This is a genomic window from Sphingomonas sp. F9_3S_D5_B_2 (assembly GCF_054263715.1).
The window spans coordinates 161427-175724 of the sequence record NZ_JBSZFB010000003.1 but is presented as its reverse complement, the minus strand read 5'-3'; the positions used below and the strand labels follow the sequence as shown (position 1 = coordinate 175724).

The 14298-nt window shown below is 66.1% G+C and carries 12 protein-coding genes; 6 read left to right on the top strand and 6 right to left on the bottom strand.

The annotated features are described in order from the left end of the window. Nucleotides 1-4: 4 nt before the first annotated feature. Nucleotides 5-1606 (top strand): cisplatin damage response ATP-dependent DNA ligase, encoded by a 1602-nt coding sequence (locus ACUXST_RS09435; protein ID WP_458389725.1) that lies wholly within the window; start codon nucleotides 5-7, stop codon nucleotides 1604-1606. Nucleotides 1607-1676: 70 nt separating this feature from the next. On the opposite strand, the gene ACUXST_RS09430 is transcribed toward ACUXST_RS09435, so the two are convergent. Continuing rightward, the gene (locus tag ACUXST_RS09430) at nucleotides 1677-2504 is read right to left on the bottom strand and encodes a cold-shock protein (protein WP_458389724.1); all 828 of its coding nucleotides are present in this window, start codon (nucleotides 2502-2504) and stop codon (nucleotides 1677-1679) included. A 208-nt stretch (nucleotides 2505-2712) separates the two neighbouring features. Between ACUXST_RS09430 and ACUXST_RS09425 the strand changes: the two genes are divergently transcribed. From ACUXST_RS09425 to rpoN, 5 genes are read left to right on the top strand one after another with little or no spacing between them, the layout of a single operon-like run. Then, a complete protein-coding gene (locus ACUXST_RS09425) occupies nucleotides 2713-3336 on the top strand; it encodes a ribonuclease D (protein WP_458389723.1) in 624 nt (207 codons plus the stop codon). Further along, nucleotides 3329-3967 carry an LPS export ABC transporter periplasmic protein LptC gene (gene lptC, locus ACUXST_RS09420; protein ID WP_458389722.1) on the top strand — a complete coding sequence of 213 codons (639 nt, stop codon included), beginning with the start codon at nucleotides 3329-3331 and terminating at the stop codon, nucleotides 3965-3967. Before ACUXST_RS09425 ends, lptC begins: the two co-directional genes overlap by 8 nt. Before the next feature lie 5 nt (nucleotides 3968-3972). Next, nucleotides 3973-4539, top strand: coding sequence for an LptA/OstA family protein (locus ACUXST_RS09415; protein WP_458389721.1), 567 nt, complete (start codon nucleotides 3973-3975; stop codon nucleotides 4537-4539). A gap of 4 nt (nucleotides 4540-4543) precedes the next feature. Next, complete coding sequence (lptB, locus tag ACUXST_RS09410; protein WP_458389720.1) at nucleotides 4544-5317, top strand: LPS export ABC transporter ATP-binding protein; 774 nt, start codon at nucleotides 4544-4546, stop codon at nucleotides 5315-5317. A gap of 12 nt (nucleotides 5318-5329) precedes the next feature. Continuing rightward, nucleotides 5330-6784: an RNA polymerase factor sigma-54 gene (gene rpoN, locus ACUXST_RS09405; protein ID WP_458389719.1), complete on the top strand. Its 1455-nt coding sequence runs from the start codon at nucleotides 5330-5332 to the stop codon at nucleotides 6782-6784. Here rpoN and ACUXST_RS09400 read toward each other — a convergent pair. From ACUXST_RS09400 to recF, 5 genes are all read right to left on the bottom strand, one after another. Further along, nucleotides 6781-7545 carry an endonuclease/exonuclease/phosphatase family protein gene (locus tag ACUXST_RS09400; protein ID WP_458389718.1) on the bottom strand — a complete coding sequence of 255 codons (765 nt, stop codon included), beginning with the start codon at nucleotides 7543-7545 and terminating at the stop codon, nucleotides 6781-6783. The two genes, rpoN and ACUXST_RS09400, sit on opposite strands and share 4 nt — an antisense overlap. Before the next feature lie 32 nt (nucleotides 7546-7577). Then, the gene (gene gyrB / locus ACUXST_RS09395) at nucleotides 7578-10079 is read right to left on the bottom strand and encodes a DNA topoisomerase (ATP-hydrolyzing) subunit B (protein ID WP_458389717.1); all 2502 of its coding nucleotides are present in this window, start codon (nucleotides 10077-10079) and stop codon (nucleotides 7578-7580) included. A 284-nt stretch (nucleotides 10080-10363) separates the two neighbouring features. Continuing rightward, nucleotides 10364-11554, bottom strand: coding sequence for a GDSL-type esterase/lipase family protein (locus tag ACUXST_RS09390; RefSeq protein ID WP_458389716.1), 1191 nt, complete (start codon nucleotides 11552-11554; stop codon nucleotides 10364-10366). Nucleotides 11555-11645: 91 nt separating this feature from the next. Then, nucleotides 11646-13022: a DEAD/DEAH box helicase gene (locus ACUXST_RS09385; protein ID WP_458389715.1), complete on the bottom strand. Its 1377-nt coding sequence runs from the start codon at nucleotides 13020-13022 to the stop codon at nucleotides 11646-11648. Between the two features lie 210 nt (nucleotides 13023-13232). Next, nucleotides 13233-14291: a DNA replication/repair protein RecF gene (gene recF / locus ACUXST_RS09380; protein WP_458389714.1), complete on the bottom strand. Its 1059-nt coding sequence runs from the start codon at nucleotides 14289-14291 to the stop codon at nucleotides 13233-13235. Nucleotides 14292-14298 lie beyond the last annotated feature (7 nt).

The window sequence follows — 14298 nt, the reverse complement described above, 5'->3', positions numbered from 1 at the left end:
ACCCATGCGCGCCTTTTCCCAGCTGCTCGACGACCTCGTCTACACGCGATCGCGCAACACCAAGCTCAAGCTGATCGGCGACTATCTCCAGGAAACGCCAGACCCCGATCGCGGCTACGCACTCGCTGCCCTGACGGGCGAACTGGGTATTCCCGCGGTGAAGCATGCGGCGGTGCGAGCGATTGCGGAGGAGCGGATCGACCCAGTCCTCCTGCACATGAGCCGGGACTATGTCGGCGACATGGCCGAAACGGTGGCGCTGCTGTGGCCGACCGCAGCGGACGGCGTTCCTGAAGTCGACGATGCAACCGTCCGGATCTCCGACGCGATCGACGGGCTGCGCTCGGCGACACGACTGGAAGCGCCGCGAGTCCTTGCGACGATGCTCGACCATCTCGATGCGTCGGGCCGGTTCGCGCTTCTCAAGCTCGCAACCGGCGAACTCCGGGTCGGCATCAACGCGCGGCTTGCCAAGCAGGCGCTCGCCGATGCCTTCGGTCTTGAGGTCGAAGCGGTCGAGGAAGTCTGGCACGGCTTGGCGCCGCCATATCTGGAGCTGTTCGCCTGGGCGGAAGGGCGCGGTGACCGCCCGATCACGCGCGACGTCCCCGTGTTCCGGCCGTTCATGCTTGCCCATGCGCTCGACGACGCGCGGGTGTCGCTGGATGATTATGCGGCCGAGTGGAAATGGGACGGAATCCGCACCCAGCTCGTCCACTCGGGCGGCGAGACTCGACTCTACAGCCGGACCGGCGACGACATTTCCGGCAGCTTCCCGGATGTGGCGGAAGCATTTGCCGTACCGGGCGTGCTCGACGGCGAGCTGCTGGTGCGTGGCGACCAGCAGGGCAATGCCGACCTGCACGGCGGCGCCGCGGCGAGCTTCAACGCGCTTCAGCAGCGGCTCGGCCGGAAAACGGTCAGCAGCAAGATGCTCTCGGCCTATCCGGCGTTCGTCAGGCTCTACGATATCCTGTTCGACGGCGACGAGGACCTGCGCGAACTGCCATGGAATGAGCGCCGGCAGCGGCTTGAAGCCTTCGCTACTCGGCTCGATCGCGAACGTTTCGACGTCTCGCAGCTGATAGGCGCAAGCAGCTTCGAGGCGCTGGAGGACCTCCGGGCCAATGCCCGCGATTCAGCCATCGAGGGCATCATGCTGAAGCGCCGTGACAGCCCCTATGTCGGCGGCCGCCGTGCAGGCCTGTGGTACAAGTGGAAGCGTGATCCGCTCACCGCCGACTGCGTGCTGATGTATGCCGCGCGCGGATCGGGCAAGCGGTCGAGCTTCTATTCGGATTACACGTTCGGGTGCTGGAGCGACTCGGGCGAGCTGCTTCCAGTCGGCAAAGCCTATTTCGGATTTACCGACGAAGAGCTGAAGTGGATCGACCGTTGGGTGCGCAGCCATACGGTCCAGCGATTCGGACCGGTGCGCGAGGTCGAGAAGGGCCTGGTGCTGGAAGTGGCGTTCGATTCGATCCACGCGAGCACGCGGCACAAGTCTGGCCTCGCTATGCGCTTCCCTCGCGTGAGCCGCATTCGGACCGACAAGCCGGCTGCGGAAGCCGACCAGATCGCGACGCTGCTGGCGATGGCGACCTGATATTCGGTCAAAGAGCCCCCGCCCGGAACAGGTCCGGACGGGCGCTTCATTCCCCCTGCGAAAAGGGTTGTTAGCTCGAAGGCTGGAGGTTCACCGCGGCATATTTGCCGCGGCGGTCGACCTCGATCTCGAACGACACGCGGTCGCCCTCGTTCAAGGTCGGCATGCCTGCACGCTCGACTGCAGAGATGTGCACGAAGGCATCGGGCTGCCCGTCGTCGCGCTGAATGAAGCCGAAGCCCTTCATCGCGTTGAAGAACTTGACCGTGCCGCTGGCCTTTTCGCCCGTCAGCTGACGCTGCGGTCCGCCGCCGCCCGGGGCCGCGCCCGCGCCTGCACTGGCTCCGCCGCCGCTACGCTCGACAGGCATCGGCTCGCCTTCGATGCGAAGGTTGGTCGCTGAGATGCGGCCGCCGCGATCGACGAGCGTGAACTCGAGCGGCTGACCGTCAGCGAGATCCGTGAGGCCCGCCTGCTCGACCGCCGAGATGTGCACGAACACGTCCTCCCCGCCGTCATCGCGGACGATGAAGCCGAAGCCCTTTTGCGGGTTGAAGAACTTGACGACGCCCTTGCCCTCGCCAACGACCTGGGGCGGCATTCCGCCACCAGCGCCGCCGCCACGGAATCCGCCGCCGCCGCCACCACCGCCGCGGAAGCCACCGCCGCCGCCGCCGCCGCCGCCGAAGCCACCGCGCTCACCGTAGCCGCCGCCGCCACCGCCGCCGTAGCTGGGACGGTCGCCGAAGCCGCCGCGTCCACCGCCGCCGCCGCCGTAGCCGCCGCGCTCCTGGAAGCCGCCACCGCCGAAATCGCTTGAAGAATTGTCGCCGAAACTTTCGCGCTTATCGCGACCGCGTCCGCCGCGATCCCCCTTACGCCCTTTATCGAAACCCATGCCCGTCCAAACTTCCGTGTGCCCACAACAACATAAAACCACCGCGCTGGGCTATCGGCGCAACCGGTTACGACGCGTGTTCGAGTCACGCACCGTCGGCCCCCTTAGCCGAAAATCATAACAGGGCCTAGATTGAATCCGGCGCAGGGGTGGCAAGGCGGGCGATGCCCGGACTAAAGCGGTTTCACGACTTGGCTCAGGAGTGACAATGGCGGTTCATTTCCACGAAGAAGACCTCCCCGGTGACGTGAGCTTCCGGGATGGTGCGATCGCCGTCGACACCGAGGCCATGGGCCTGAACTGGAGCCGGGACAGGCTGTGCCTGGTCCAGCTTTCCGACGGCAGCGGCGACGAGCATCTCGTCCGCTTCGGCCGGGGCAGCGACTATAGCGCGCCCAACTTGAAGACACTCCTCGGCGACCCAAACCGGCTCAAGCTCTATCATTTCGCGCGGTTCGATATCGGCATCATGCAAGCCTATCTCGGGATCATGGCGGCGCCGCTTTACTGCACGCGCACGGCCTCTCGGCTGGTCCGCACCTACACCGACCGGCACGGCCTCAAAGACCTGGTCAAGGAACTGCTCGGCCACGATTTGTCGAAGCAACAGCAGACGAGCGACTGGGGCGCCGACGAGCTTAGCGAGGCGCAACGCGAATATGCTGCAAGCGACGTTCGCTACCTGCACGCGCTGAAGGAGCGCCTCGACGAACGTCTGGAGCGCGAGGAGCGCACCGCGCTCGCCCGAGCCTGCTTCGACTTCCTTCCGACGCGCGCATTGCTCGACCTTGCTGGTTGGCCAGAACAGGACATCTTCGCCCACGATGGCTGATGCCTCACCTCGCCAGCCCCCGGCGGAGCAACGCTGGGCACTGCCGGGCAGCGGCCACGACAAGCTCGTTCGGCTGTCGAAGATCGCACTGCCCAGTGCTGTCGGCGTCCTCATCGCAGTGCTCGCGCTCGCGCCGCTCGATAAGCATGGCGACGTCAGCTTCATCCTCGACAAGAAGAAGGTCGAGACAGCGCAGGAGCGTATGCGTCTCGAGTCGGCGCATTATGTCGGCACCGATGACAAGGGCCAGCAGTTTCAGATCAGCGCCAATCGCGCCATCCAGCGCAGCTCCAACGTGCCGCTGGTCGACATCCAGGGCGTCCTCGCCAAGCTCGGCCTCAAGAATGGCCCCGTAACGATCTCCGCCGACGCAGGGCAGTACGACATCGACAATCAGAAGGTCGCAATCCCGGGCACCGTGAAGGTGACGGGGCCCGACGGCTATCGGCTCGGGACGCAGGCCGTGAACGTGGACATGAAGAAGCGGCAGCTGGCGAGCACTGGACCTGTGCAGGGACAAATGCGGCTCGGTCAGTTCCAGGCAGGGCATCTGCATGCCGACCTCGGCACCCGGACTGTCGTGCTGGATGGCGGCGCTCGCTTGAAAATCGTGCAGGGCGCGGTCAGATGAGGGGCATGGGCAGGCGCGGCACGATCTTTGCAACAATAATTGGTCTTGCCAGCGTCGCGGCAACGACGGCGCTTGCCCAGCAACAGAAGGGAATGGCGTCGGCGCTCAAGGGCCACGACACCAACGCGCCGGTCGACGTTTCCGCGCTGCGGATCGAGGTGCAGGACCGCGCCGACCGCGCGATGTTTGTCGGCAACGTCCACGTTCGGCAGGCCGATCTCACGCTCGACACCGACCGCCTGACGGTGGCTTACGCGAGCAAGCCGTCCACAAGCGGCGGGAACGGCTCGGGTGTCCAGATCCACCGCCTCGATGCCGCAGGCGGAGTGGTCGTGCGCAGCCCGTCCGAGACGGCGAAGGGCGAATTCGGGATCTACGACATCGACCGTCGGCTGATCACGGTGCTCGGCAACGTCCAGCTCAACCAGGGCAGCAACCAGGTCAACGGGTCGCGGCTGGTCATCGACCTCGATTCGGGCCGCGCAGTGATCGACGGCGGACCGCCCGGAGTGAATTCCAGCGGCGGCCGAGTCACTGGCCACTTCACCGTTCCGCAGCGCCAGCAGCGCTAGGCGGATGAACGAAGCCGCCACGATCCGCCGCCCTGCGCAAGAGCAGGAGCAGGTGAGCGGCGGCCTGAAAGTGCGCTCGATCGCCAAGGCGTACGATCGGCGGGCAGTGCTCCACGACGTCTCGCTTGATGTTCACCGTGGCGAGGTCGTCGGCCTGCTTGGACCCAACGGCGCAGGCAAGACGACGTGCTTCTACTCGGTCATGGGGCTGGTGAAACCCGACAGCGGCCGCATCTTCCTCGACGAGCAGGACATTACCGAGCTGCCGATGTACCGGCGCGCTGTCCTCGGGCTCGGCTACCTGCCGCAGGAAACCTCCATCTTCCGCGGCCTGTCGGTCGAAGCGAACATCATGGCAGTGTTGGAAGTTTCGGTCAGCGACCGCCAGGCGCGCCGCGACCGTCTGGAGCAGTTGCTCAGCGAGTTCGGCCTGACCGGCCTGCGGCAGTCGTCGGCAATGGCATTGTCCGGGGGCGAACGGCGGCGCTGCGAAATCGCGCGAGCGCTTGCGGCGGACCCGAGCATCATGCTGCTGGATGAGCCGTTCGCGGGCATCGATCCTATCTCCATCTCCGACATCCGCGAGCTGGTGCGTGAGCTGAAGAAGCGCGACATCGGCGTGCTGATCACCGACCATAACGTTCGCGAGACGCTCGACATCGTTGACCGGGCTTGCATCATCTACGACGGTCAGGTGCTGTTCCAGGGTACTCCCGAAGCGTTGGTCGCCGACCAGGAGGTCCGGCGCCTCTACCTCGGCGAGAGCTTCGCGCTGTAGCGGCCACGCACCATGGGCTTGGGGCCCTCACTAAGCATCCGCCAAAGCCAGTCGCTGGTCCTCACGCCGCAGCTGACACAGGCGATCAAGCTGCTGCAGCTCAGCAACCTCGAGCTCGACGCGTTCATCGCGGAAGAACTGTCCAAGAACCCACTGCTCGAAACGCCGCCTGACGAGGATGGCGAGCCGGCTGCGGCGGACTTCGCCTCCGATGACGCCGGCAGCGACGAGGCACCAGACGACCCTGGCGCCGACGACCTGATCTCCGCCCGCGCCGAGGACGACCGACCACTCGACCACGACTGGAACGCAGACGCGCTGGAGACGGACAGCTTCGCCGACGTCGTGACCTCCGGCGGTGGGGAGGAGGCGTTCGACTTCGACCGCCTGGAGTATGCGGCGGCGTCGCTTGCGGAACACTTGCTGGGGCAGCTTCATGGCGTGTCGGGCTCAGAAGGCGCGCTTGCGCGACTGATCGCGGAGACGCTCGACGAGACTGGCTATCTCAATGTGCCGCTCGCCGACATCGCTGCTCTTACGGGCGAGCCGGTCGCAGCGGTCGAGCGGGCTCTGGCCCTCGTTCAGGATCTCGAGCCGGCGGGAATCGGTGCGCGGAGCCTGGCGGAATGCCTGGCGCTGCAGGCCAGGGCGGCCGACCGGTATGATCCGGCGATGGCGCGGCTGATCGATAACCTCGACCTGCTGTCGAAGGGCCGAACCAACGACCTCAAGCGCATCTGCGCGGTGGACGACGAGGACCTCGCCGACATGATCCGCGAGCTTCGCGCCTACGATCCCAAGCCCGGCTGCCAGTTCTCCCGCTCGGCCGCCGAGGAGGTCACGCCCGACGTGTTCGTCCGCCGCACGCGGAGCGGTTACGCGGTAGAACTCAACCAGGCGACGTTGCCGCGGCTGCTGGTCAACCGGCGTTACTACCAGGAGCTTAAGTCGGGTCCGCAGGACAAGGCGTCGAAGGCGTGGCTGAGCGAGTGCCTGGTGACCGCGAACTGGCTGGTGAAGGCGCTCGACCAGCGCGCGCGGACGATCGTCAAGGTCGTGTCCGAGATCGTGAAGCGGCAGAACGGCTTCTTCGAGCGTGGAGTCACGGCGATGAAGCCGCTGACGCTGCGCGAGGTCGCCGAGGCCATCGAGATGCACGAGTCGACGGTCAGCCGGGTGACCTCCAACAAATATCTTCTCTGCGACCGCGGCATGTACGAGTTGAAGTACTTCTTCGGCTCGGGCGTCGCGTCCGCCGAAGGAGACGGCGCGGCGGCGGAGGCGGTGAAGGCCGCGATCAAGTCGCTGATCGATGCGGAAGACGAGATCCTCAGCGACGACGCGATTGCGGGACTGCTGAAGGAGAAGGGATTCGACTGCGCTCGGCGGACAGTCGTCAAGTATCGGGAGGCGATGGGGATCGGCTCTTCAATCCAGCGCCGCAGGATGCGGAAGATTGGCGGCTAGGCGCTAACCCGCGCCCAGATCGGCAGGTGGTCGGAGGCCTTCCGCGCGGCGGCGCTCATGTGAACGCCGGCGGCCTCGATGCTCAGGTCTTTGTGGACGATGATGCGGTCGAGCGCGGCGACCGGATGGCGCGCGTGGAAGCTCGGGCCCGTCGGCGCGACATGGAACTCCGGTTCGATCTCGCGCAGGCAGCCGGCTTCGGTCCGCCACTCATTGGTGTCGCCCATCAGCACGGTCGGCATCTTCTGGGGGCGAGCAGCGATGGCGGCCAGAATCGCCCGCATCTGCCGCTTCCGCCACAGCCCGGAGAGATCCAGGTGCATGCCGACGATTCGCAGCGGCTGCTCATTCACCAGCAGCTCGGCGATCACGGCTCCCCGCGGCTCGAGGGTCGGCAGCTCCAGGGCCGCACAGTCGAGCACGCCAATATGCTGTTTGACGAGAATGGCGTTGCCGTGCCAGCCGATATTGCGCGTGTTGACCTTGAGGATCCGGTCCGTGTGCTGGCGCGCCTTGTCGAACATGCGCTTGTGGCGGACGCCGAGGTGCACGGGCTTGTAGAGGCCATGACTGTCGATCAGCTCGTGGGGGACTGCGGAGCCCCGGCCGCCGACGCGTTTGTCAGCCTCTTGCAGAGCGACGATGTCGGCGTCGATCTCCCGCAGCACCTCGAGCACGCGCTTGGGATCGCGGCGGCGGTCCAGCCCAACCGCCTTGCGCATGTTGTACGACGCGAGGGTAAGGGTGGGCCCGCTGCTCACCAGGCGCCAACAACAGCCATTGGTCGAAGTTCCTAAACGTCCAGGTTGGCGACGCTGAGGGCGTTATCCTGGATGAACTCGCGCCGAGGCTCGACGACGTCGCCCATCAACCGCGTGAAGATCTCGTCGGCGACATCGGCCTGACTGATTTCCACCCGCAGCAGCGAACGGTTGGCGGGGTCGAGAGTGGTCTCCCAGAGCTGCTCGGCGTTCATCTCGCCGAGACCCTTGTACCGCTGGATGCTGAGGCCCTTGCGACCAGCGGCGAGGACCGCGTCGAGGAGCTCGGACGGACGGGTGATCGGGACGGGCTTGCCCTTGGTGTCGGCCGCAGCCTGTTCCGCCGCTTCCTCCCCCTCGCCACTGCCGACAGTGGGCTCGACCTCCGCGGCGCCCTTCTTGAGCGTGCGCAAGGTGGACGGCGACGCGTAGGCCGCGGCCTGTTCCTTGGAGAGGCTGTCGAGCTTGCGGGCCTCTGCCGAAACCAGGAATGTGGGTTCGATGATCGCGACGTCGGTCACTCCGCGCCAGAAGCGGCGGAGCAGGTAGCCGCCCTCGGCCGCAACTTCACCGGACCAGTTTGCCTCGAGATCGCCGGCGCCCAGCCACTGTGCAACGCGGGCGATAGCTTCGGCCCGGCCGGACGCGTTGAGGTCCGGTGTCAGTGCGCCGTTGATCGCCAACGCCTCGACCAGCGCCGGATCATACTTGCGCGGAGCATAGCGCATCAGCGTGCGCATGCGGCGGGCGTGGTCGACCAGCTGCTTCAGGTCCTTGCCCGAGCGCGGCCCATCCCTGGTCTCGAGCACGAGCCCTTCGAGGCCCGCCTCCTCCAGATAGTCGTCGAGCGCGGCGTCATCCTTCAGGTACACCTCCGACCGGCCGCGCGCGACCTTGTAGAGCGGCGGCTGGGCGATGAAGAGGTGCCCCTTCTGAATGAGCTCCGGCATCTGCCGGTAGAAGAAGGTCAGCAGCAAAGTACGGATGTGGGCGCCGTCCACGTCGGCGTCCGTCATGATGACGATCTTGTGGTAGCGCAGCTTGTCGATGTTGAACTCTTCGGCGCCGATCGACGTGCCGATCGCCTGGATCAGGGTGCCGATTTCCTTCGAGCCGAGCATGCGGTCGAAGCGCGCCCGCTCGACGTTCAGGATTTTGCCCTTGAGGGGCAGAATTGCCTGGTTCTGACGATTGCGACCCTGCTTGGCGGAGCCGCCGGCGCTGTCACCCTCGACCAGGAACAGTTCGCTGAGGCTCGGGTCGCGTTCCTGACAGTCGGCGAGCTTGCCGGGCAGGGAGGCGATGCCCATGACCGACTTGCGGCTTGCATCGCGCGCTTTGCGGGCGGCTTCGCGTGCTGCCGCGGCGTCGATCACCTTCTGGATGATTGAGCGGGCGTCGGCGGGATGCTCCTCCAGCCACTCCGTCATCTTGTCGCTCATCAGGCTTTCGAGCGGCTGGCGGACTTCGGAACTGACCAGCTTGTCCTTGGTCTGCGAGCTGAACTTGGGGTCCGGCAGCTTGACGGAAACAATCGCGGTCAGGCCCTCGCGCATGTCGTCGCCGGTCAGCGTCACCTTCTCCTTCTTCAGCATGCCCGACTTCTCGGCATAGCTGTTGATAGTGCGGGTCAGAGCGGCGCGGAACGCGGCCATGTGGGTGCCGCCGTCGCGCTGGGGAATGTTGTTCGTGAACGGCAGGACGTTCTCGTAATAGCTGTCGTTCCACTCGAGAGCGACGTCGATCCCGATGCCGTCGCGAACCGCGGAGATAGCGATCGGCTCCGGGAAGAGCGGTGTCTTTGCGCGATCGAGATACTTCACAAAGGCCGCTATTCCGCCCTCGTAATAGAGCTCGTGCTCGACGCGCTCCTCGTGCCGCGCGTCGGCGAGGATCATGCGGACGCCCGAGTTCAGGAACGCCAGCTCGCGGTAGCGGTGCTCGAGCCGTTCGAAATCATATTCGGTGATCTTGAAGGTGTCGGGGCTGGGCAGGAAGGTGACCCGCGTGCCCTTCTTGCCTTCGGGAGCCGGTCCGACGACCTTCAGCGGCGCTTCGGCATCGCCGTGGCGGAAGCGCATGTAATGCTCCTCGCCGTCACGCCAGATTGTCAGATCGAGCCACTCGCTCAGCGCATTGACGACGCTGACGCCGACGCCGTGGAGTCCGCCCGAGACCTTGTAGGCGTTGTCGTCGCTGGTGTTCTCGAACTTACCGCCGGCGTGGAGCTGGGTCATGATGACCTCGGCTGCCGACACGCCTTCCTCAGCGTGAATGCCAGTGGGGATCCCGCGGCCATTGTCCTCGACCGTCACCGAGCCGTCCGGGTTCAACTGGATAAGGATGCGGTCGCAGTGGCCGGCCAGCGCTTCGTCGATCGCGTTGTCGGAGACCTCGAACACCATGTGGTGGAGGCCGGACCCATCGTCCGTATCGCCGATGTACATGCCGGGGCGTTTGCGGACGGCGTCGAGGCCCTTCAGGACCTTGATCGAGTCCGCGCCATATTCATTCTGATTGGGGTCGGTTGCCATAGTCCGGATATAGGGATTTCCGCCGGGAAGTCACGCGTGCGCGCGTGTGTGCGCACGCGTGAGTCGGGACGCGAATGTTCCCAATGTTCGCAGTGACGACGAGGTCGCGCGCCAAGGACGGTAGAAGGACTGCGGTCCAATTCACGCGTAAGCTCAAGCGTCCCCCTGGCACGTCATTCGGCGTGTAGGACAGCTTGTTCTAATTGCGAGAGCAGACTGCAAGTCTTGCGGTCCGACGCTGCATCCGACGAGGGAATTAGCTGAGCACCTGAAGGACAGCCTCCTCAGCGCGTGCGCGCGTGCCGGTGCCCTGAGGTTCCGCGGAGCGGGTTCGCTCTCGAGCGCCAGACTTCGGGATGCAGGTTGATCGTTTTCGTCAGCGCCGACGCAATCACGGCATCGTCCGTTACGCTCGGGTGATAATTGCACGCGGTGAGCGCCAGCCCTGAAACGGGCACCACGTCGATGCGGGTCTCTCCAGCGGCCTTGAGCCTGGCCGCGACCTTCCGGACTTCCGACAGAATCTCGCCCTCGCTGAGATCCGTTGCCCAAAGCACCAGCCGGGCAGCCGGGTAGCGCACGCGAAGCGACTGGACGAAGCGTACATAAGTGGCTTCGTAATCGGCATGCAGCTGCTGACGCGACTGCCACTTCTCGCCGGCATTTAGCGGTGTGGAGAAGTCGTTCGTCCCAAGAGCGATCACGACCACTTGCGGGTGCCAGTCGGGATCGTTCGCCGGCTCGCTCTTGTCGAACAGCCCGAAGGGATAGGCTTGCGGCAGCGTGTCGGCGGCAAAGCCGTTGTAATTGCGAACCACGCCGCGGCCCGAGATTGCGTTCACCTCATAGTCGGCACCGAATTTCGCCGCCGTCAGCGCGGCGATGCCTTGCGTCGTGTCGGTGGTCGTCCAGACGTCCGCGTCGCTGCACTGGCGCGTCGGCGAAACGTTGCCGTAGCCGACAGTGTGGGAGTCGCCGATGAACTCCATCTGGCGCGACGGTTGAAGAGGCGTGAGCGGCGCGACCGCTGGCGGAGCGTAGAAGCCTCCGAACTCCGTCGGAGCGGACTGGCTCTCGCTGGCCACTGCAACCCGCAGTTCGTGAATGCCAGGCTGCAGACCGGTGACGGCATACCAGCCGGGCTGTGGCTTCACGAGCTTCTCAGGCGGTCCATGATCGACGATGACTCGGAGGCTGACCTCACCCGGCCCGACCTTGAAGAAGGCACCGGGCCCGCGGAAGCGCGTCTCGAAGTAGGTTCCGGGCCATTGCCTCAGCAGGTTCCCGTCCGTGGCGGGCTCCACCCTGCCGACCGACCGGATGGTCAGTCGCTTCAGGCCCTTCGGGACGTGGCCCGCACGTGTGAGCGCAACTTGTGGGGAGCGGCTCGGCCATGCTGTCCTCGCCGCTGTCGAACCGCCAATTGGCAAGAGGCCGAACGCTGCGGCAAGGAACAGCCGATATCGCGAAATCATCACGCCACCTTATTCATCTGCCGGATACCGGCAATGGGTTGAAGGCCGCCGCCGAGGGGAAGCGATCGTCCAACGAGGCGGCGCTGACCGTTTAGCCCTGGGCGCGGGCTCCGCCCGGACGACCGCCACGACCTCGGCCGCGAGAGCGCCGGTTGCCGCTGCCGCCTTCGGGGCGATGACCGGCGTGGCCGTCCGCACGCTGGCCGTGGCGCTGCTGCGGACGATCGTTGCGCTGATCGTGGCGCTGGCCAGTCGCCCGGCGCTGACCCTTGGTCGAGGGCTGCGGCGGACGAACGACCGCAGCCGGCTTCAAGCGCTTCAGCGTCTCCGCTGCCGCCATGAAGTTCTCCGGAAGCGGTGCGGCGGCGATCTTCTGGCGGGTCGTGCGCTCGATATCGCGCAGGTTGCCGCGCTCATCCGGGCTGCAGAAGGCAATGGCGATGCCCGCTGCGCCGGCGCGCGCGGTGCGGCCGATGCGGTGAACATATTGCTCCGGCACGTCCGGCAGGTCGAAGTTGATGACGTGGCTGACGCCCGGGATATCGATCCCGCGCGCGGCGATGTCGGTCGCGACCAGGACCGGCACTTCACCGGTCTTAAAGGCGGCGATGGCGCGCTCGCGCTGCGGCTGCGACTTGTTGCCGTGGATCGCGCTGGCGGCGAGGCCGGCGGCTTCGAGCTGACGGACGATCTTGTCGGCGCCGTGCTTGGTGCGGCTGAACACCAGCGCCCGTTCGACCTCGTTCGACTGCAGGAAGATGGTCAGCAGCGCCGTCTTTTCGGACTGGTTCACCATCGTCACGCTCTGGTCGATCCGCTGCACGGTCGTCGCCGCTGGAGTCACGGACACTTCGGCCGGCTTGGTCAGGTAACGGTCTGCAAGTTCCTTGATCGCCTTCGGCATGGTGGCCGAGAAGAACAGGGTCTGGCGCTTCGGCGGGACCAAAGCGACGATCCGCTTCAGTGCGTGGATGAAGCCGAGGTCGAGCATCTGGTCGGCCTCGTCGAGGACGAGGATCTCGAGCTCACGAAGGGAGAGGGCGCGCTGGTCGATGAGGTCGAGCAGGCGGCCCGGCGTGGCGACGAGAACGTCGAGGCCGCGCGAGACCGTGCGCAGGCTCTTGCTGTTGGGCGTGCCGCCAAAGATCACGCCGACCGAAAGGTGCATGAACTTGCCATAGGCTTCGGCGCTGGCGGCGATCTGCGAGGCGAGCTCACGGGTCGGCGCAAGCACCAGCATGCGGATCTGGCCCGGCTTGGGCATCTGGCGGTTGGCAGCCAGGCGGTCGAGCGACGGCAGCATGAATGCCGCAGTCTTGCCGGTGCCGGTCTGGGCGATGCCGAGGAGATCGCGGCCGGTCAGGACCGTCGGGATCGCCTGCATCTGAATCGGCGTCGCCTGCGTGTAATTACGGGCCGCGAGCGCGTCGAGGAGGGGCTTCGAGAGCCCGAGATTTTGAAATGACATTGGTAGAAACTTCCACAAACGAGTGCCGCACGGACGCGCTTTGAGCGCCCGGCGAGCGGGAAACCCAAGAACCCCGCGTGATGTGGAGAACTTCTAAATCGAGGCGCGGGCCGGTCACTGCGCTTTGCGTCTGGACCGATCACGCCGCTTGGAAAGCGCCTCGTGCTGCAGTGCGATATAGAGGGAAATGCTGAAAAGTCCACCCACTGCTCAAGCGGATGCGATCCGGCCCGGTTCGACGTGGAAGCGGGAGGCCGTGCCGATGCCGTCGAACAGCGCCGCTTCGGTCGCGGTCATCCACACCTGCCCGCGACCTTCGAGGCGCCCGAACAGGGCTTCGCGGCGGAGCGGATCGAGGTGGGCGGCCACCTCATCGAGGAGGAGGATGGGCGCGGCGCCGCGCCGGTCCGCGACGAGGTCGGCGTGAGCGAGAACGAGGCCCAGAAGCAGCGCCTTCTGCTCACCCGTGGAAGACTGTGCGGCAGGCATGGCCTTGGCGCGGTGGAACACGAGCAGGTCCTGACGATGCGGGCCTTCGGTGGCGCGCCCGGCTGCGGCGTCGCGGGAGCGGTTGGCGCGCAGGACGGTCGACAAGTCGCCTCCTGACCAACCTTCGAGCGAAATGCGAGCCGGGGCGAAGGCATCCCCGGGCGCGAGGCCGAGGCGCTCGTCGAGTGCTGCGATAGTGCGGGAACGGGCGCCAGCGATTGCGGTGCCGTGCTCGGCCATGGATTCCTCGAGCGCGTTCAGCCAACCCGGGTCCGGGGCAGTCTCGTCGGCCAGCAGCTTGTTGCGGGCGCGCATGGCGGCTTCGTAGCGTGATGCATGGTGCGCGTGCGCGGGCTCGAGCGCGAGGACGAGACGATCGAGGAAACGACGGCGGTCGCCGGCGGTGCCGACGAACAGGCGGTCCATGGCCGGGGTCAGCCACAGGATCGACAGCCACTCGCTTAGCGAGTTCACGGACGCGGGAGCGCTGTTGATGCGGACCTGACGGCGTTCCGGCGCTGAGGGCAAGGTGCCGGTGCCGAGCGTGGTATCGTCCAGCTGGGCAGCGACGCCGAACCCGCCTGCGCCCCCCTGCCGCGCCATGTCGCCGAGCGGAGCACCGCGCAGGCCGCGGCCGGGGGCGAGTAGCGACACCGCTTCGAGCATGTTGGTCTTGCCCGCGCCGTTTTCCCCGAACAGCAGAACGAAACTTGGGCCCGGCTCGACGGAGGTCGCCACGTAGGACCGGAAATCGGTGAGCGTGAGGCGGGTGACGGGCACCGTGGCC

Bases quoted from the DNA above. Each gene is read 5' to 3' on its own strand.
- ACUXST_RS09435 (WP_458389725.1), top strand. From the start codon at position 5: ATGCGCGCCTTTTCCCAGCTGCTCGACGACCTCGTCTACACGCGATCG.
- ACUXST_RS09425 (WP_458389723.1), top strand. From the start codon at position 2,713: ATGGCGGTTCATTTCCACGAAGAAGACCTCCCCGGTGACGTGAGCTTC.
- ACUXST_RS09390 (WP_458389716.1), bottom strand. From the start codon at position 11,554: ATGATTTCGCGATATCGGCTGTTCCTTGCCGCAGCGTTCGGCCTCTTG.
- lptC (WP_458389722.1), top strand. From the start codon at position 3,329: ATGGCTGATGCCTCACCTCGCCAGCCCCCGGCGGAGCAACGCTGGGCA.
- gyrB (WP_458389717.1), bottom strand. From the start codon at position 10,079: ATGGCAACCGACCCCAATCAGAATGAATATGGCGCGGACTCGATCAAG.
- rpoN (WP_458389719.1), top strand. From the start codon at position 5,330: ATGGGCTTGGGGCCCTCACTAAGCATCCGCCAAAGCCAGTCGCTGGTC.
- lptB (WP_458389720.1), top strand. From the start codon at position 4,544: ATGAACGAAGCCGCCACGATCCGCCGCCCTGCGCAAGAGCAGGAGCAG.
- ACUXST_RS09385 (WP_458389715.1), bottom strand. From the start codon at position 13,022: ATGTCATTTCAAAATCTCGGGCTCTCGAAGCCCCTCCTCGACGCGCTC.
- ACUXST_RS09415 (WP_458389721.1), top strand. From the start codon at position 3,973: ATGGGCAGGCGCGGCACGATCTTTGCAACAATAATTGGTCTTGCCAGC.
- ACUXST_RS09430 (WP_458389724.1), bottom strand. From the start codon at position 2,504: ATGGGTTTCGATAAAGGGCGTAAGGGGGATCGCGGCGGACGCGGTCGC.